General features: G+C 71.0%; 15 protein-coding genes and 1 pseudogene. 9 read left to right on the top strand and 7 right to left on the bottom strand.

Annotation, left to right across the window (positions count from 1 at the left end; translation table 11 throughout):
* Window positions 1-13 precede the first annotated feature (13 nt).
* The 4 genes from glpK to RMT89_RS16730 all read left to right on the top strand — a co-directional run bounded on the left by glpK (window position 14) and on the right by RMT89_RS16730 (window position 5,143).
* Window positions 14-1,555 carry a glycerol kinase GlpK gene (glpK, locus tag RMT89_RS16745; protein WP_315884550.1) on the top strand — a complete coding sequence of 514 codons (1,542 nt, stop codon included), beginning with the start codon at window positions 14-16 and terminating at the stop codon, window positions 1,553-1,555.
* A gap of 77 nt (window positions 1,556-1,632) precedes the next feature.
* A complete protein-coding gene (locus RMT89_RS16740; protein WP_315884549.1) occupies window positions 1,633-3,249 on the top strand; it encodes a glycerol-3-phosphate dehydrogenase/oxidase in 1,617 nt (538 codons plus the stop codon).
* 107 nt (window positions 3,250-3,356) lie between these two features.
* Complete coding sequence (locus RMT89_RS16735) at window positions 3,357-4,028, top strand: FadR/GntR family transcriptional regulator (RefSeq protein ID WP_315884548.1); 672 nt, start codon at window positions 3,357-3,359, stop codon at window positions 4,026-4,028.
* A 143-nt stretch (window positions 4,029-4,171) separates the two neighbouring features.
* Entirely contained in the window at window positions 4,172-5,143 is a 972-nt protein-coding gene (locus tag RMT89_RS16730; protein ID WP_315884547.1) for a PAC2 family protein, read from the top strand.
* A 45-nt stretch (window positions 5,144-5,188) separates the two neighbouring features.
* Here the strand turns inward: RMT89_RS16730 and RMT89_RS16725 are convergent, their stop codons facing one another.
* Window positions 5,189-6,148 carry a superoxide dismutase gene (locus RMT89_RS16725; protein WP_315884546.1) on the bottom strand — a complete coding sequence of 320 codons (960 nt, stop codon included), beginning with the start codon at window positions 6,146-6,148 and terminating at the stop codon, window positions 5,189-5,191.
* 292 nt (window positions 6,149-6,440) lie between these two features.
* Here RMT89_RS16725 and RMT89_RS16720 point away from each other — a divergent pair, with 292 nt between their 5' ends.
* Complete coding sequence (locus RMT89_RS16720) at window positions 6,441-8,159, top strand: S8 family peptidase (protein ID WP_315884545.1); 1,719 nt, start codon at window positions 6,441-6,443, stop codon at window positions 8,157-8,159.
* A 37-nt stretch (window positions 8,160-8,196) separates the two neighbouring features.
* The gene (locus RMT89_RS16715) at window positions 8,197-8,748 is read left to right on the top strand and encodes a hypothetical protein (protein WP_315884544.1); all 552 of its coding nucleotides are present in this window, start codon (window positions 8,197-8,199) and stop codon (window positions 8,746-8,748) included.
* Window positions 8,749-8,809: 61 nt separating this feature from the next.
* Here the strand turns inward: RMT89_RS16715 and mshC are convergent, their stop codons facing one another.
* The 4 genes from mshC to RMT89_RS16695 all read right to left on the bottom strand — a co-directional run bounded on the left by mshC (window position 8,810) and on the right by RMT89_RS16695 (window position 12,278).
* Window positions 8,810-10,039 carry a cysteine--1-D-myo-inosityl 2-amino-2-deoxy-alpha-D-glucopyranoside ligase gene (gene mshC / locus RMT89_RS16710; protein ID WP_315884543.1) on the bottom strand — a complete coding sequence of 410 codons (1,230 nt, stop codon included), beginning with the start codon at window positions 10,037-10,039 and terminating at the stop codon, window positions 8,810-8,812.
* Between the two features lie 99 nt (window positions 10,040-10,138).
* Complete coding sequence (locus RMT89_RS16705; RefSeq protein WP_315884542.1) at window positions 10,139-10,957, bottom strand: SCO1664 family protein; 819 nt, start codon at window positions 10,955-10,957, stop codon at window positions 10,139-10,141.
* Window positions 10,921-11,511, bottom strand: a complete 591-nt coding sequence (locus tag RMT89_RS16700; RefSeq protein ID WP_315884541.1) for a DUF3090 domain-containing protein — start codon at window positions 11,509-11,511, stop codon at window positions 10,921-10,923. Before RMT89_RS16700 ends, RMT89_RS16705 begins: the two co-directional genes overlap by 37 nt.
* Before the next feature lie 80 nt (window positions 11,512-11,591).
* Window positions 11,592-12,278, bottom strand: a complete 687-nt coding sequence (locus tag RMT89_RS16695; protein WP_315884540.1) for a histidine phosphatase family protein — start codon at window positions 12,276-12,278, stop codon at window positions 11,592-11,594.
* A 62-nt stretch (window positions 12,279-12,340) separates the two neighbouring features.
* On the opposite strand from RMT89_RS16695, the gene corA reads away from it, so the two are divergent.
* Window positions 12,341-13,339 (top strand): magnesium/cobalt transporter CorA, encoded by a 999-nt coding sequence (corA, locus tag RMT89_RS16690; RefSeq protein WP_315884539.1) that lies wholly within the window; start codon window positions 12,341-12,343, stop codon window positions 13,337-13,339.
* A 9-nt stretch (window positions 13,340-13,348) separates the two neighbouring features.
* Here corA and RMT89_RS16685 read toward each other — a convergent pair whose 3' ends face one another.
* Together RMT89_RS16685 and RMT89_RS16680 are read right to left on the bottom strand one after the other, a co-directional pair.
* Window positions 13,349-14,137, bottom strand: coding sequence for a ferritin-like domain-containing protein (locus tag RMT89_RS16685; RefSeq protein WP_315884538.1), 789 nt, complete (start codon window positions 14,135-14,137; stop codon window positions 13,349-13,351).
* A 225-nt stretch (window positions 14,138-14,362) separates the two neighbouring features.
* Window positions 14,363-15,418 carry an LLM class F420-dependent oxidoreductase gene (locus RMT89_RS16680; protein WP_315884537.1) on the bottom strand — a complete coding sequence of 352 codons (1,056 nt, stop codon included), beginning with the start codon at window positions 15,416-15,418 and terminating at the stop codon, window positions 14,363-14,365.
* A gap of 169 nt (window positions 15,419-15,587) precedes the next feature.
* Between RMT89_RS16680 and RMT89_RS16675 the strand changes: the two genes are divergently transcribed.
* A complete protein-coding gene (locus RMT89_RS16675) occupies window positions 15,588-16,571 on the top strand; it encodes an aldo/keto reductase (protein ID WP_315884536.1) in 984 nt (327 codons plus the stop codon).
* Window positions 16,568-16,778: pseudogene (locus RMT89_RS16670) on the top strand (hypothetical protein); the annotation flags it as partial. The gene RMT89_RS16675 and the pseudogene RMT89_RS16670, both read left to right, overlap by 4 nt.

Raw genomic sequence — 16,778 nt, 5'->3', positions numbered from 1 at the left:
TCAGGAGTACACAGTGACCGACGCTCACACCGCAGGCCCCTTCATCGCCGCCATCGACCAGGGCACGACCTCCTCGCGCTGCATCGTCTTCGACCGCGACGGCCGTATCGTCTCCGTCGACCAGAAGGAGCACGAGCAGATCTTCCCCAAGCCGGGCTGGGTCGAGCACAACGCCACCGAGATCTGGACCAACGTCCAGGAGGTCGTCGCCGGAGCCATCGAGAAGGCCGGCATCACCCGCGACGACATCAAGGCCATCGGCATCACCAACCAGCGCGAGACCACCGTGCTGTGGGACAAGAACACCGGTGAGCCCGTCCACAACGCCCTCGTCTGGCAGGACACCCGCACCGACTCGCTCTGCAAGGAGCTCGGCCGCAACGTCGGCCAGGACCGTTTCCGCCGGGAGACGGGCCTGCCGCTCGCGTCCTACTTCTCCGGTCCGAAGGCCCGCTGGCTGCTCGACAACGTCGAGGGCCTGCGGCAGCGCGCCGAGGCGGGCGACATCCTCTTCGGCACCATGGACAGCTGGGTCATCTGGAACCTGACCGGCGGTGTCAACGGCGGCAAGCACGTCACCGACGTCACCAACGCCTCCCGCACCATGCTGATGAACCTCCACACCATGGAGTGGGACGAGAAGATCGCCGAGTCCATCGGCGTCCCGCTGGCGATCCTGCCGGAGATCCGCTCCTCCGCCGAGGTCTATGGCGAGGTCACCGGCGGCAAGCTGGGCGAGCTGCTCGGCGGCATCCCGGTCGCCTCCGCGCTCGGTGACCAGCAGGCGGCCCTGTTCGGCCAGACCTGCTTCTCCGAGGGCGAGACCAAGTCCACCTACGGCACCGGCACCTTCATGGTGATGAACACCGGTGACAAGATCATCAACTCCTACGCGGGCCTGCTGACCACGGTCGGCTACAAGATCGGCGAGCAGCCGACGGTCTACGCGCTGGAGGGCTCGATCGCCGTCACCGGCTCCCTGGTGCAGTGGATGCGCGACCAGATGGGCCTGATCTCCACCGCGGCCGAGATCGAGACGCTCGCGCTCTCGGTCGAGGACAACGGCGGCGCCTACTTCGTGCCGGCCTTCTCCGGACTGTTCGCCCCGCACTGGCGCTCCGACGCCCGCGGTGTGATCGCCGGCCTGACCCGGTACGTCACCAAGGCGCACCTCGCGCGCGCCGTCCTGGAGGCGACCGCCTGGCAGACCCGGGAGATCGCCGACGCCATGGTCAAGGACTCCGGCGACGAGCTGGTGGCCCTGAAGGTCGACGGCGGCATGACCTCCAACAACCTCCTGATGCAGACGCTCTCGGACGTCCTGGACGCACCCGTGGTGCGCCCGATGGTCGCCGAGACCACCTGCCTCGGCGCCGCCTACGCCGCCGGCCTCGCCGTCGGCTTCTGGTCCAGCACCGACGAACTGCGCGCCAACTGGCGCCGGGCCGCGGAGTGGACCCCCCACATGGACGCGGAGATCCGCGACCGCGAGTACAAGAACTGGCTCAAGGCCGTCGAGCGGACCATGGGCTGGATCGACGACGACGAAAGCTGACCGGAGCACCGGGGAGCTCGGCAGCGGGCTCCCCGGCGAGCTCCGCCGCACGCTCTGATGAGGAGTAAGAACCCGAAATGACCAGTCAGTCCACCCTGCAGTCCGTGCCTGCCCTCGGGACGCGCCCGGCCCCCGGCTCGAACCCGAGCCGCGCCGAGACCCGGGAGCAGCTCTCCAAGGCGTCGTACGACCTTCTCGTGATCGGCGGCGGCATCCTGGGCATCTCCACCGCCTGGCACGCCGCGCAGTCCGGCCTCAGGGTGGCACTGGTCGACGCCGGCGACTTCGCCGGCGCCACCTCCTCCGCCTCCTCCAAGCTCCTCCACGGCGGTCTGCGCTACCTGCAGACCGGCGCGGTGAAGCTGGTGGCGGAGAACCACTTCGAGCGCCGTGCGGTCTCCCGCCAGGTGGCCCCCCACCTGGCGAACCCGCTCACCTTCTACCTCCCCGTGTACAAGGGCGGGCCGCACGGCGCGGCGAAGCTCGGCGCGGGCGTCTTCGCCTACTCCGCGCTCTCCGCTTTCGGTGACGGCGTCGGCCACCTGCTCTCCCCCGCCAAGGCGGCGCAGGACGTGCCCGAGCTGCGCACCGACAACCTCAAGGCCGTGGCCGTGTACGGCGACGACCAGATGAACGACGCCCGGATGGCCCTGATGACGGTCCGCGCGGCCGTCGAGGCGGGGGCGGTCGTCCTCAACCACGCCGAGGTCACCGGCCTGCGCTTCACCCAGGGCCGGGTGACGGGCGCGGAGCTCAAGGACCGTACGACCGGCGACGAGTTCGGCGTCAGTGCCCGCCTGGTGCTCAACGCCACCGGTCCCTGGGTGGACCACCTGCGCAAGATGGAGGACCCCAATGCGGCGCCGTCGATCCGTCTGTCGAAGGGCGCGCATCTGGTCCTGAAGCGGACCTCGCCCTGGAAGGCCGCTCTCGCCACCCCGATCGACAAGTACCGCATCACCTTCGCCCTGCCGTGGGAGGACATGCTCCTGCTCGGCACCACGGACGAGGAGTTCGAGGGCGACCCGGCGGATGTCTCCGTCACCGAGAAGGACATAGCCCAGATCCTGGACGAGGCCGCGTTCTCCATCCGCGACCAGCAGCTGTCCCGGGATCTGATCACGTACTCCTTCGCGGGTCTGCGCGTGCTGCCGGGCGGTCCCGGTGACACCGCGAAGGCCAAGCGCGAGACCGTCGTCACCGAGGGCCGCGGCGGCATGCTGTCGGTCGCGGGCGGCAAGTGGACGACCTTCCGGCACATCGGCCGTACGATCATGAAGAAGCTGGAGGCGCTGCCGGGCCAGCCGCTGGGCGACGACTTCGAGCCGATCAGCTCGCTGCCGAAGAAGCTCCCGCTGCCGGGTGTCGCCAACCCGCGCGCGGTCGCGCACCGGCTCCTGGTGGACCGTCCGGCGCCGGGCCCGCGCATGGGCGCCGACACCGCCAGGCACCTGGCCACGCACTACGGTTCGCTGGCCTTCGACATCGCGCGGCTGGCCAACGACAACCCCGAGCTCGCCGAGCGGGTCCACCCCGACGCCCCGGAGATCTGGGCCCAGGTCGTCTACGCCCGGGACACCGAGTGGGCGCAGACGGCGGACGACGTCCTGCGCCGCCGTACGACCCTCACGATCCGCGGCCTGGCCACGGACGACGTCCGGGCGAAGGTCCAGGACCTGCTCGACAAGAAGTAGGTCCCGGTCCGGGCAGGAAGGGGCGGCTCCCCGCCGACGGAGCCGCCCCTTTCGCGTGCCTCATAATGTGCCGAGACATCGGATGTCTGAGCGCACTGGAGGCCTGTATGGCAGTCACCGACGAGGCGATCGAGAAGATCAAGGGCATGATCGTCTCCGGTGGGCTGCGCCCCGGCGACCGGCTCCCCAAGGAGAGCGAACTCGCCGCCGAACTGGGCCTGTCCCGCAACTCCCTGCGCGAGGCGGTGCGCGCCCTGTCGCTGATCCGGATCCTGGACGTACGGCAGGGCGACGGCACCTATGTGACCAGCCTCGATCCGCAACTGCTGCTGGAGGCCATGAGCTTCGTCGTCGACTTCCACCGCGACGACACCGTGCTGGAGTTCCTGGCCGTGCGCCGCATCCTGGAGCCGGCCGCGACAGGCATGGCGGCGGCGCAGATCGGCGAGGAGCAACTGGACGAGCTGGCCGAACAGTTGGACAAGCTCGGCGCGTCACCCTCGGTGGAGGAACTCGTCGCCTGCGATCTGGAGTTCCATCGGGCGATCGTGCGCGGCTCCGGCAACTCGGTGCTGTGCTCGCTGCTCGACGGACTGTCCGGCCCCACCACCCGGGCCCGGATCTGGCGCGGGCTGACCCAGGAGGACGCCGTCAGCCGCACCCTGCACGAGCACCGCGCGATCCTCGCCGCCCTGCGCGACCGGGACGCGGAGGCGGCCCGCTCGTGGGCGACGGTGCACATCGCGAGCGTGGAACAGTGGCTGCGCTCCACGCTGTGAGGAGCGCCGGACGGGGGGGTGTTCCCGGGTGGCGATCGGGGCAGTGATCCGTTCACTCCCCCGTGCAAGGGGGCTGCGGGCGCCCCCGCCGCACGCCGTAAGGTTGGTTCGTCAGGCGAGGGCACGTCGGAAGGAGGCGCTGGGTGATCGAGCTGGAGGGAGTTCCCGAGCTGATCGACCCAGTCATGGTGGCCGCGTTCGAGGGCTGGAACGACGCCGGCGACGCCGCCTCCACCGCGGTCGCGCATCTGGACAGGGAGTGGAAGGGCGAGGTGTTCGCGGCGCTGGACGCCGAGGACTACTACGACTTCCAGGTCAACCGCCCCACGGTGTGGATGGACGCGGGCGTGCGGAAGATCACCTGGCCCACGACAAGGTTGTCCGTGGTCCGGGTCGGCGGCGAGAAGCCGCGTGATCTCGTGCTCGTCCGGGGTATCGAGCCGTCCATGCGCTGGCGCTCGTTCTGCAACGAGCTGCTGGGCTTCGCGCACGAGCTGGGCGTGGAGCTGGTGGTCGTCCTGGGTGCCCTGCTGGGCGACACCCCGCACACACGTCCGGTCCCGATCAGCGGGACCACCTCGGACCCGGATCTGGCCCGCCGTATGGATCTGGAGGAGACCAAGTACGAGGGCCCCACGGGCATCGTCGGCGTCCTTCAGGAGGCGTGCACGCACGCGGGCGTGCCGGCCGTCAGTCTCTGGGCGGCCGTACCGCACTACGTGTCGCAGCCGCCCAACCCGAAGGCGACGCTGGCCCTGCTGAACCGTCTTGAGGACCTGATCGACGTGCGCATCCCGCTGGGCGAGCTGGCCGAGGACGCGCGCGCCTGGCAGGTCGGCGTGGACCAGCTGGCCGCCGAGGACAGCGAGGTCGCCGAGTACGTGCAGTCGCTGGAGGAGGCCCGGGACACCGCCGAGCTTCCCGAGGCTTCGGGCGAGGCCATCGCCCGCGAGTTCGAGCGGTATCTGCGGCGCCGGGACGGCGGCCCGTCGGCCGGCGGACACGCGACGGAGGGCGGTGACGGCACCTACCTGCGGGACAACCCCAGTGGTCGCACCCGCCCGCCGAAGCCCCCCAAGACGGGTCCCGAGGACGACGAGTCGTCGGAGGACTGAGGTCGTGAGTGAGGGCGGTGCGCGCCGGGGCACCGCCCTCGGCCGTCACTTCGGCACGGAGACCACGGCGTACGTCGTCTCGGGCGTCGGCGTCGTGGTGAACCGCGCGTTGGGCAGGTAGAGCCGCCCCTTGTACGCGGCCACCGTCGTCGGCACGTCGAAGGCGGGGTCGGTGATACGGCGCCTGAAGAGGCCGCTGCGTCCGTCGGCGGCCAGCGTGAAGACATCGATGGCGTTCTGCCGGTTCTGCACGACGTACAGCGTCCGCCCGATCAGCAGCAGGCCGTCGCCGTTGGTGAGCGGTGCCGCGTCGCCGAGGTCGACGAGTTCGGTGACGCCGGTGCGCGGGTTCACCCGGTGCAGGGCGCCGACCCCGGACTGCACCACGAGCAGCGCCGAGCCGTCCGGGGTGCGGGTGATGCCGTTGGCGTTCACGATCTCGCCGGGCACCTGGCTCCAGGCGCCGCCGAGGGTGATCCGTACGACGTCGTCCGCGCCCGGCAGCTCACCGTGCCGTCCGAGCGGCAGGGCGTACAGGGCCGGCTGGTAGGAATCGGTGAACCAGGCCGCGCGCGGGGTGAGGAACACGTCGTTGGCGAAGGTGGGCGTGGTGGTGCTGAGGACGTACGAGCCGAGGATCTCGCCGCTGCGGGCGTCCATCACGCGGGCGCCCTGGCCGCGTCCCGCGATGAACAGCCGTCCCCGGTCGTCGAGTTTGAGCCCGACCGAGGGTGTGCCGGGTCCGGCGGAGACGATGGAGCCGGCACCGGTGCGCAGGTCGGCGCGGCAGACGGACCCGTCGCCGAGGGAGCCGAGGTAGGCGTACGGTCCACCGCCGATCGTGATGCCCTCCGGGCGGAAGCCGTTCGGCAGTGCGATGACGGCCGGTCCGGCGGTGGCCCGGGCGGGAGCGCCGGCGAGTGCGGCACCGGTCGCCACCGCGCCGACGGTCAGCAGTCTGCGGCGGCTGAGGGGATGTGCGAAGGAACCGTGAGTGGGAGCCACGGGGAGCCCTTCCGCGAGGGAGACCGGCAGTTGGCCGGTCCAGCGGTCAACTACCGCTCCACCCCATCACATGCGCCGCGTCCTCCACAGCGTCCGCCAGATGTTCGACAGCGTCTCGACAGCATCTGGCCGGATTACGGCGTGACACCTGTTTCAGGCCGGATTGCACAGGTTTCCCAATTCAACATGTTTTCAAACCGAGTTGACGAAAATGCTCTGGACGGGCCGCCGTCCGAGTGCTTGGTTGTCCCACGAAGGCGACACCCGCGCGGACCGAAGGGAGCGGTACCCGATGACCGAGCAGGTACAGCCGGAACAGGGCCCGGGGACATCCGGACCGGGACCCGACGGAGCGGGATTCACCTATCGAGGAGCGGAGCAGGAACTGATCGTCGTGGCCCGCCCGGAGGCCCGGCTGCGGGCGCAGGCGGAGGGCGTACGGTCGGCGGCGGGCGCCGACGTGTCGGCGCTGAACATGTTCCTCGACGACGAACAGCTCGCCCTGGAACCGCTGTTCGGCAGCGAGGAGCGCCTGCAGCAGGGCCCCTCCGCGGGCACGGAGAACGATCTCGCGCTGTTCTACCGGGTGCGCGGCGGGGAGAGCCGCGCGGCGGAGCTGCGCTCGCGGATCGCGGCGCTGCCGGGCGTCGACACGGCGTATGTGAAACCGGGCGCCGTGCCCGCGACCTTGCAGAGCGAGGAGAACCGGCGACTGAAGGAAGGCGCGACCGTCACCCCCGACTTCAGCAGCCGCCAGGGCTATCTGCGGCCCGCGCCCGAGGGGATCGACGCCCACTGGGCCTGGCAGCGGCCCGGCGGGACCGGTCAGGGCGTGACGGTGATCGATGTGGAGGGGGCCTGGCAGCTGGGCCACGAGGACCTGGCCGCGAAGCTCGCCGGGGTGGTCGTCGGCACCCCGGTCGACGATCTCGCCTGGCGCAACCACGGCACCGCCGTGATCGGCGTGATCGGCGGCGACCAGGGCCAGTACGGCGTCCAGGGCGCCGTACCCGACGCGGTGACCGCGGCCGCGTCCTTCCAGGGGCTCGGCACCGCGGCCGCGATCCACGCGGCGGCGGAACGGCTCGGCCCCGGCGACATCGTGCTGGTCGAACTGCACCGCCCTGGACCGCGGTTCGAGTACGCCGAGCGCGACGACCAGCGCGGCTACATCCCACTGGAGTGGTGGCCGGACGACTTCGCGGCCGTACGGCACGCCACCGCCAGGGGCGTGCTCGTGGTGGCCGCCGCCGGAAACGGGGCCGAGTCGCTCGACGACGCGGTCTACGAGCGCCGCCCGGACGAGTTCCCGCAGGGATGGCGCAACCCGTTCAACCCGTCCAACCAGTCCTCCGGTGCCGTCCTGGTCGGCGCGGGCGCTCCGCCGCCCGGCACGCACGGCCGGGATCACGGCCCGGACCGGTCGAGGCTGGCGTTCTCCAACTACGGCTCGCGCGTGGACGCGCAGGGCTGGGGGCGCGAGGTCACGACCACGGGCGGCTTCTGGGACCGGCCCGGCGATCTGCAGGGCGGGCCCGAGGAGATCGCCTGGTACACCGACACGTTCTCGGGGACCTCCGCCGCCTCTCCGGTGGTGGTCGGCGCGCTGGCCGCGCTGCAGGGCATGCTCAAGGCGGCCGACCAGAGCCCGATGTCCCCGGAACGTGCCCGCGCGGTGCTGCGGGCGAGCGGTTCGCCGCAGCAGGACGCGCCGGGCCGGCCGGCCTCGCAGCGGATCGGCAGCCGGCCCGACATCAAGGCGGCGGTCACACATCTGCTGCCACACGCGGTCGGTACCGGCCAGGCCGAGCGGTACTGGGACGAACTGCTGCCGTACCCGCGTGAACTCCCGCCGAGGCTCCGGCTGTTCGTGGCCGGCGGCTGGCGGAACCTGAACCGTCCGTCTCCCGAGATCCGCCAGGCGGTGCACACCGCCTTCGCGGGGGGACGGCCCGACGTCCGGGTCTGGTTCTCGGACGACGAGATCGTCGGCCTGGTGATCACCGGCTGACGCAAAGCCCATACAAGCAAGGGAAGGTGACACCCGCATGAGCACCACCCCGCAGATGGGTCAACCGGCACAGCAGTACCCGAGCACCTCGCCGTTCCAGCAGCAGGGTTACGGCCAGCAGCAGCCTTTCGGCAACATGGGCGGCGGCACGGGCGGCGGTATGGGCGGCGGCACGGGCGGCGGCTCGCTGGAGCAGCTTCAGCAGCTCGGTCAGCAGCAGCCGTACCAGCAGCTGTTGCAGCAGATGCCGCCTCAGCACGACCAGCAGGCGCAGCAGGCCGAGCAGCAGGTGCAGCAGCAGTTGCAGCAGGTCGCGCTGGCCGCCGTACAACAGCTGGTCCAGCAGGTGCAGGCGCAGGCCCTCGCATCCGGCGTGGCGAACGGCTTCATCGACTTCATCCACCCGCTCCAGGGGCAGCCGCACCAGATCTTCCTGCGCATCAACAACCAGTTCCGGGTCCTCAACAACCCGAACCCGCAGATCCACCAGCAGATCCAGCAGGCCTTCGCGTTCGGCCACCAGGTCGTCGGCGTCTGGGACACCCAGTCGCCGAACGTGCTGCGGAGTATCAGGATCCAGCGGCTGTGACCCACGCCTGACATGACAGAGGGCGCTTCCCCGTTACGGAGGAAGCGCCCTCTCCCGTGTCCTACAGCGCCACTCCCAGCAGCGCGTCAACGGCTCGGGTCACAACGCCCGGGGCGCCCTCGTCCGTGCCGCCCCGCTCCTCCTGGAGCGCCGCCCAGCGGTCCACCGCGGCGAGCGCGGCCGGGGCGTCCAGGTCGTTCGCGAGGGCTTCGCGGATCTCCTCGACGAGCGCGTCGGCGGTGGGGCCGTCGGGCCGGGACACGGCCGCGCGCCAGCGTGCCAGACGCGCCTCGGCGTCCTGGAGCACCTGGTCGGTCCACTCCCAGTCGGCCCGGTAGTGGTGGGCGAGAAGCGCCAGCCGGATGGCGGCCGGGTCGACGCCGTCCCGGCGCAGCGTGGAGACGAAGACCAGGTTGCCCTTGGACTTGGACATCTTCTCGCCGTGCAGGGCGACCATGCCGGCATGGACGTAGGCCTTGGCCATGGGGAACTCGCCGGTCAGCACCTGGGCGTGCGAGGCGCCCATCTCGTGGTGCGGGAAGGCGAGGTCGGAGCCGCCGCCCTGGACGTCGAAGCCCATGCCGAGGTGGTCGAGGGCGATGGCCACGCACTCGATGTGCCAGCCGGGTCGGCCCCGGCCGAGCGAGGCGCCGTCCCAGCTCGGCTCGCCCTCGCGGGCGGCCATCCACAGCATCGGGTCGAGCGGGTTCTTCTTGCCCGGGCGGTCCGGGTCGCCGCCGCGCTCGGCGGACAGCAGCCGCATCGCGGCCGCGTCGAGGTGGGAGACCTTGCCGAAGTGGGGGTCGGCCTCGACGGAGAAGTAGATGTCGCCTTCGAGTTCGTAGGCGGCGCCCGCGTCCCGGAGCCGCTCGACGAGCGGCACGATGCCGGGTATCGCCTCGACGGCGCCGATGTAGTGCTGCGGGGGCAGCATGCGCAGGGCGGTCATGTCCTCGCGGAAGAGGGCGGTCTCCTTCTCGGCGAGGGCCACCCAGTCGAGGCCGTCGCGCTCGGCCCGCTCCAGCAGCGGGTCGTCGACGTCGGTGACGTTCTGGACGTAGTGGACCTGCCGCTTGGTGTCGAGCCACACGCGCTGCACGAGGTCGAACGCGTTGTAGGTCGCCGCGTGTCCCAGGTGGGTGGCGTCGTACGGGGTGATGCCGCAGACGTAGAGACGGGCGACGGGACCGGGCTCAAGGGTGATGAGTCCACCGGTCGCGGTGTCGTGGATCCGGAGGTCGCGGCCCGTGCCGGGCAGGGCGGGGACCTCAGAAGCGGGCCAGGCATACATGTCACGAGCGTAACCGGACCGGCGTTCCATATACGAACCGGACCGAGCCGGATGGCCGGTAAGGCGCTCTTTCGCGTCACCGGCCCTTGTGCCGCGCGGCTACACCGGTGGCCAGGGGATCGCAGGCCACTCCCCGCTCGGCTCGGGATGGACCCCGGAGGTGAGCATCGCCCCGACGCGCGCGCGCGTGGCATCGATCTCCGCCCGCGTGAGGAGGGAGGTGAGCGTGGCCGTCAGCGGCCCGTCCGGCTCCAGGGCCTCCCTCATGCCCTTCAGCACCTTCGAGGCCTCACCGGTCAGGGCCTCGCCCGCCCAGCCCCACAGCAGGGTGCGCAGCTTGTTCTCGACGTTGAAGGTGACCCCGTGGTCGATCCCGTAGAGCCGCTCCTCGGCGGCGGGCAGCAGATGGCCGCCCTTGCGGTCGGCGTTGTTGATCACCGCGTCCAGGACGGCGAGCCGGCGCAGCCGTTCGTCGTCGGCGTGCACCAGCAGGGCGGTCCGCCCTTCACCGACCTCGGCGAACCCGATGGCCTTCCAGCCCTCTTCCGGTTCCTCCCGGTCCACCAGCGCGAGCAGTTCCGCGCCGGGCACGACGTCGATCCACAGCTGGCACATGCCCTCGCCGTAGGGTCCGTCACGCAGCACGGTGGGCGGTACGAGCCCCCAGCCCGTCGCCTCAGAGACCGCGTACGCGGCGACCTCGCGCTCGGCGAGGGTGCCGTCGGGGAAGTCCCACAGCGGGCGCTCCCCGGCGATCGGCTTGTAGATGCAGGACGCCTCCTGGCCCTCGTACCCCACCGTGCAGAACAGGGCCGCGTTGGAGGCCTCACGGATGCGGCCGCGGACGGTCAGCTCACCTTCGGTGAGCAGATCCACCGGGGTCACGCTCCGCGGCGGTATCCGTTCTGGCGCGGACATACGTGTCCCTCCGGGTCCAGGGGCAGGCTGCACAGCGGGCACGGCGGCCGCCCGGCGTTGACGACGTCCAGGGCGCGCTTGGCGAAAGCCCGGGCCTGCGCGCCGGTGAGCCGGACCCGCAGCATCGGGGGGCCGTTCTCCTCGTCCTGCAGCAGCCGCTCCTCGGCCTCGGCGAGGTCCTCCTCGGAGTCGGCCTCCAGCTCGACCAGCGCCTGCGCCTCGACGATCATGCGCTGCTCCTCGCCGTCCCAGGCCAGCGCCATGGTGCCGACCCGGAACTCCTCCTCGATCGGGGTGTCGAGGGGGGCGGTGTCGGCGACCTCGGTGGGCGCCATGGCGGGTACGGCGGCGCTGCCGCCGCTGCGCCGTACGACCTCGTCGAGCAGTTCGTCCATGCGCTCGGCGAGCGCTGCCACCTGTGTCTTCTCCAGGGCCACGCTGGTCACCCGGGAGCCGGCGGTGGCCTGGAGGAAGAACGTACGGCGTCCGGGCAGTCCGACCGTGCCGGCCACGAAACGCTCCGGCGGGTCGTAGAGGAACACCTGACGGGACACGTCCTGTCTCCATGGGAATCGTGATCGGACTCGTGATCGGGGCCGCTACCGCGACCGCTTCACCCTACTGCGCCCGACGATCACGGTGCGCCCGCACCGCCCCCGACCGGGGCGTCGCCGGCCGGCGGTTCCTCTCGCGGCGCCAGGGACGCGAAGTCCCCGGTGTCACCGAGGCGGAGGAGAAACGGCCTGAGGCGGGTGTAACGGATCGCGGTGATGGAACACGGTTCGACAGCGATCCGCTGGAAGAGGTCCAGATGAAGTCCGAGTGCGTCCGCGACCAGAGACTTGATGATGTCGCCGTGCGAGCACATCAGATACACGGCGTCGGCGCCGTGATCGCGCTCCACGCGCGCGTTCCACTCCCGTACGGCCTCGGCGGCGCGCGTCTGCATCGACCGCATCGACTCACCGCCGGGGAAGGCGGCCGCCGAGGGGTGCGCCTGGACGACCTCCATCAGCGGTTCGTCCTTGAGCTCGGCGAGCTTGCGGCCGGACCAGTCGCCGTAGTGGCACTCCCCGATCCGCTCGTCGGTGTGCACGCGCAGTCCGGGCCGGGCGTCGAGGAGCGGCCGGACCGTCTCCTCGCAGCGCTGCAGCGGGCTGGTGACGACCTCGGAGACCGGCAGCTCGGCGAGGCGTCCGGGCAAAGCGGCGGCCTGCGCGGCGCCGCGTTCGTCGAGGGCGACACCGGGCGTCCAGCCGGCGAGCAGCCCTTCGGTGTTGGCGGTGGAACGTCCGTGCCGGACCAGGATCAGCGTGGGCATGGGCCCCAGGGTAGGCGCACGGCGGGGTGCCGCCGGGGGCCGGTGGCGGGAGAATACGTTCCGTGATCGTCGACTGCGCCACATACCGCGACGGACGCCGTACAGAGGGGCCCGCGGACCTCTCCGACGCCCTGGACGAGTGCCGTACGGCGGGGAACGCCTTCGTGTGGATCGGCCTCTACGAGCCCACCGAGAAGGAGTTCGACCAGGTCACCGAGGAGTTCGGGCTGCACCCGCTGGCCGTCGAGGACGCCCTCAACGCGCATCAGCGGCCCAAACTGGAGGTCTACGACGACTCGTTGTTCATGGTGCTCAAGCCGGTGGGCTACGAGCCGCAGAGCGACACCGTCTCGGCCGGCGAGGTCATGGTCTTCCTCGGGGACTCCTTCGTGGTGACGGTACGGCACGGCGAGGAGTCACCGCTCGCGGCCGTGCGGCACCGTCTTGAGGCGGAGCCGGAGATGCTCCGGCACGGTCCTACGGCGGTGCTGTACTCGATCACCGACGCGGCGGTCGACCACTATCTGGAGGTGGCGGGCGAGCTGGGGACCGACCTGGAGGAGCTGGAGGCGGAGGTGTTCTCGCCGACGAGCGGGGGCTCGCGGCACACGGCGTCCCGGATCTACAACTTCAAGCGCCAGATCCTGGAGTTCCGCCGGGCCACAGGTCCGCTCGCCCAGCCCCTGACCCGGCTCGCGGGCGATGGCCTGTTCGGTGTGCGGGTGCCCTTCGTGCACGAGAAGGCGCAGCCCTTCTTCCGGGACGTCAACGACCACCTCACGCGCGTGAACGAGTCGGTGGAGGGCCTGGACCGTCTGGTGTCGGACATCCTCTCGGCGCATCTGGCGCAGATGAGCGTCCGGCAGAACGACGACATGCGGAAGATCTCCGCGTGGGCGGCCATGGCCGCGGTCCCCACGATGATCGCGGGGATCTACGGCATGAACTTCGACCACATGCCCGAGCTGCACTGGGTGTGGTCGTATCCGGCGCTGATCGCGGGCATGGCCGCCCTGGAGGTCCTGCTGTTCCGGCTCTTCAAGAGCCGGGGGTGGTTGTAGCCGGCGCGGTTACGCGAACTCGGGGGCCGAGGTCGCGGGCCCGCCGAGCGCGTCGCGCCGTTCCGGCATCTTCAGGGACACCATCCGCCGCCAGCCCGCCGCCCGCTCCCAGGCGTACACGGCGTGGATGCCGGCGGCGAGCACCGCGGACTTGGCGCGCGGCCAGCCGAGGATGCGCCCCATGTGAGCCATGACGGCGAGGCTGACGTCCCGGTAGATCCGGATCTCCGCCAGCGCGCACTCCCTGAGCGTCTGCTGGATCGCGCGGCCGTGCCCGGCGTACGCGAAGCGCAGCAGTTCCTCGTGGCAGTAGGCGAGGTGGTTGTCCTCGTCGTTGGAGATCATCTTCACCGCGCGTCCGATGTCGGGGTGGCCGGCGAAGTGCTTGCGCAGCAGCTCCATCTCCTCCGAGGCGCGCTGTTCGGTGACCCTGCTGTGGGCGAGGTAGGTGACGATGTCCTGCACCGTCAGCCGCTCCTCGCCCTTGAGCTTCTCGTGGGCCAGGCCGATGCCGTGCCGCTCCAGGAGCATCGTGTAGTCGGTCTCGGGAGGGACGGGGACGGGTTCCAGGCCGCGCTTCTTCATCAGGGCGTTGAAGATCCGCCCGTGCTTGTCCTCGTCGGCGCCATGCCGGGTGATCTTGGGGGCCAGTTCGCGCTCGCCGTCCGGGACGAGCGCGGCGATGCGGGCGTTCTCCCAGCCGCCCTGGGACTCCCCGCTCGCGGCGATGGAGCAGAACAGGGCGAAGGACTCGTCGTTGTCGAGGATCTCCTGGAACAGACTCTTGGCCGAAAGCATCGTGAGCACCTCTCTGCGGGCCTCCGCGGGACTCCGCAAAGAACGAGTCAAATGCGGCGCGAGGGGTGCTGCAACAGTTGTGTCGGACAACTCCGCCAAAAGGAGGACAGCCGGGATCACGACGGGGGCGTAACCGCGCGGCCCCGGGCGCGTTGTGCTGCGTGACGGCCGTGGCGGGGAAGACCCCCGAGCCCCCACCACGGCCGCAGAAACCTCCCGCCGCTGTCACGCGAGTCCGGCGCGCTCCAGGGCCTCGGTGCCGGCGCGCAGCGAGGCGAGGCGCTCGTCCAGGGTGAAGCCCGCGGGGGCGAGGGTGAGGGTGGTGACACCGGCCGCCGCGTAGGCCTTCATCCGGTCCGCGATCCGGTCGACCGAGCCCAGCAGGGTCGTCTTGTCGATCAGGTCGTGCGGTACGGCGGCCGCGGCGCCCTGCTTGTCGCCGGAGAGGTACTTGTCCTGGATCTCGGCGGCTTCCTTCTCGTACCCCATGCGCTGGGCGAGCTGGTTGTAGAAGTTCTGCTTGCGGCTGCCCATGCCGCCGACGTACAGCGCGGTGTAGGGGCGGAAGGTGTCGGCGAGGGCCGCGATGTCCTTGTCGTCGCCGAGGGCGAGCGGCAGGGTCGGGCAGACGTCGAAGCCGTCGAGCGTCTTGCCGGCCTTCTCGCGGCCCGCGCGCAGGTACGTGATCGCGGTGTCCTCCAGGTGCTCGGCGGAGGGGAAGATCAGCAGCGCCCCGTCGGCGATCTCACCGGTCTGTTCGAGGTTCTTCGGGCCGATGGCGGCGATGTACAGCGGGATGTGCTCACGGGTGGGGTGCACGGTGAGCTTGATGGGCTTGCCCAGACCGCCGGGCAGCGGCAGCGTCCAGTGCTCGCCCTCGTGGGTCAGGCGCTCGCGGCTCATCGCCTTGCGGACGATCTCGACGTACTCGCGGGTGCGGGAGAGCGGCTTGTCGAACTTGACGCCGTACCAGCCCTCGGAGACCTGCGGTCCGGAGACGCCGAGGCCGAGGCGGAAGCGGCCGCCGGAGAGGGAGTCGAGGGTGGCGGCGGTCATGGCGGTCATCGCCGGCTGACGGGCCGGGATCTGGAAGATGGCCGAACCGACGTCGATGCGCTCGGTCTTGGCGGCGACCCAGCTGAGCACGGTGGCGGCGTCGGAGCCGTAGGCCTCGGCGGCCCAGCAGACGGCGTAGCCGAGGCGGTCGGCCTCCTGGGCGACGGCGAGGTTGTCCCCGTCCATTCCGGCACCCCAGTAGCCGAGGTTGATCCCGAGCTGCATGGCCGATTCCCCTTACTGATCAGTAACGTCCTTGTTGCCGAGACCATAGCGCGGTGAAGGGCGTGGCGGGGAGGGTGGCGGGGTTCGGCACACCCTCATGTCGTTGATGGGAAAACTGGTTATCCACAGGCCCCCACGCGACAGGTCATGGCCAGTAATCTCGGCGTCCATGGAGCAGAGGCATCTCGGCCGGACCGGCCTTCGTGTGTCCCGTATCGGACTCGGCACCCTCACCTGGGGCAGGGACACCGACGACCACGACGCCGCGGACCTCTTGAAGACGTTCTGGGAGGCCGGCGGCACCCTCGTCGACACGGCGGACGTGTACGGGGACGGCGAGGCCGAGTATCTGCTCGGACAGCTCATAGAAGGGCTCGTGCCGCGCCGGGAGCTGGTCATCTCCACCAAGGCGGGCAGCGTGCCGGACCCGGACCGCCGGTTCGACGGCTCCCGCGGGCATCTGCTCTCGGCCCTGGACGCCTCGCTCGCCCGGCTCGGCACGGACTATGTCGACCTGTGGCACATCCACGCCTTCGATCCGGACACCCCGCTGGAGGAGACCCTCCAGGCCCTCGACATCGCGGTCAGCAGCGGCCGCGCGCGGTACGCCGGCATCTCCAACTTCTGCGGCTGGCAGCTCGCCAAGGCCGCGACCTGGCAGCTCGCGGCGCCGGGCACGCGGACCCGGCTGGCCAGTACGCAGATGGAGTACTCGCTGCTCCAGCGGGGCGTGGAGCGCGAGGTGCTGCCCGCCGCGCTCGACCTCGGCATCGGGCTGCTGCCCTCCTCGCCGCTCGGCCGCGGGGTGCTCACCGGCAAGTACCGGGACGCCACACCGCCCGACTCCCGGGGCGCCTTGGAGCACTTGGCGCCCTTCGTCGCGCCGTACCTCGACGACACGGCGAGCCGGATCGTGGACGCCGTGCAGACCGCGGCGGACGGGCTCGCGGTGACGCCGCTCCAGGTCGCCCTCGCCTGGGTCCGGGACCGGCCGGGCGTCGCCGCGCCCATCGTCGGCGCGCGCAACGCGCAGCAGCTCACGGCGGCATTGTCAGTGGAGGCCCTTAGTCTTCCTGACGAGATCTGCCGGGCGCTCGACGATGTGTCGGCACCCGTGCACCGCTATCCCGATCACGACTGGAGCACGCTGTGAGCACGGAGCCCGAGACCACGGGGGACGCCGAACCGGGGACACCGGGCGCCGCATTGGGGGGCGGCGAGGCCGGGCCGGAGACCAGCGACGGGACACCCGGAAGCGACGAGCGCGCGACGGGGGGCGGCGGGGGCGCGCCCGGAGGCGACGAGGACGCCGGGCCGCAGAGCGGCGAGGGCGCCCCCGGAAGCGACGAGCCCACATCGG

Origin of the sequence: Streptomyces sp. P17, from assembly GCF_032436805.1 — a bacterium.
Taxonomy (GTDB): Bacteria; Actinomycetota; Actinomycetes; order Streptomycetales; family Streptomycetaceae; genus Streptomyces.
Note: the sequence above shows the minus strand (reverse complement) of the source record. Positions and strands in the feature narration are given on the sequence as shown.

Bases quoted from the DNA above. Each gene is read 5' to 3' on its own strand.
- mshC (WP_315884543.1), bottom strand. From the start codon at position 10,039: ATGTATGCCTGGCCCGCTTCTGAGGTCCCCGCCCTGCCCGGCACGGGC.
- RMT89_RS16680 (WP_315884537.1), bottom strand. From the start codon at position 15,418: ATGCAGCTCGGGATCAACCTCGGCTACTGGGGTGCCGGAATGGACGGG.
- RMT89_RS16735 (WP_315884548.1), top strand. From the start codon at position 3,357: ATGGCAGTCACCGACGAGGCGATCGAGAAGATCAAGGGCATGATCGTC.
- RMT89_RS16685 (WP_315884538.1), bottom strand. From the start codon at position 14,137: ATGCTTTCGGCCAAGAGTCTGTTCCAGGAGATCCTCGACAACGACGAG.
- RMT89_RS16705 (WP_315884542.1), bottom strand. From the start codon at position 10,957: ATGTCCGCGCCAGAACGGATACCGCCGCGGAGCGTGACCCCGGTGGAT.
- RMT89_RS16695 (WP_315884540.1), bottom strand. From the start codon at position 12,278: ATGCCCACGCTGATCCTGGTCCGGCACGGACGTTCCACCGCCAACACC.
- RMT89_RS16715 (WP_315884544.1), top strand. From the start codon at position 8,197: ATGAGCACCACCCCGCAGATGGGTCAACCGGCACAGCAGTACCCGAGC.
- RMT89_RS16720 (WP_315884545.1), top strand. From the start codon at position 6,441: ATGACCGAGCAGGTACAGCCGGAACAGGGCCCGGGGACATCCGGACCG.
- RMT89_RS16675 (WP_315884536.1), top strand. From the start codon at position 15,588: ATGGAGCAGAGGCATCTCGGCCGGACCGGCCTTCGTGTGTCCCGTATC.
- RMT89_RS16740 (WP_315884549.1), top strand. From the start codon at position 1,633: ATGACCAGTCAGTCCACCCTGCAGTCCGTGCCTGCCCTCGGGACGCGC.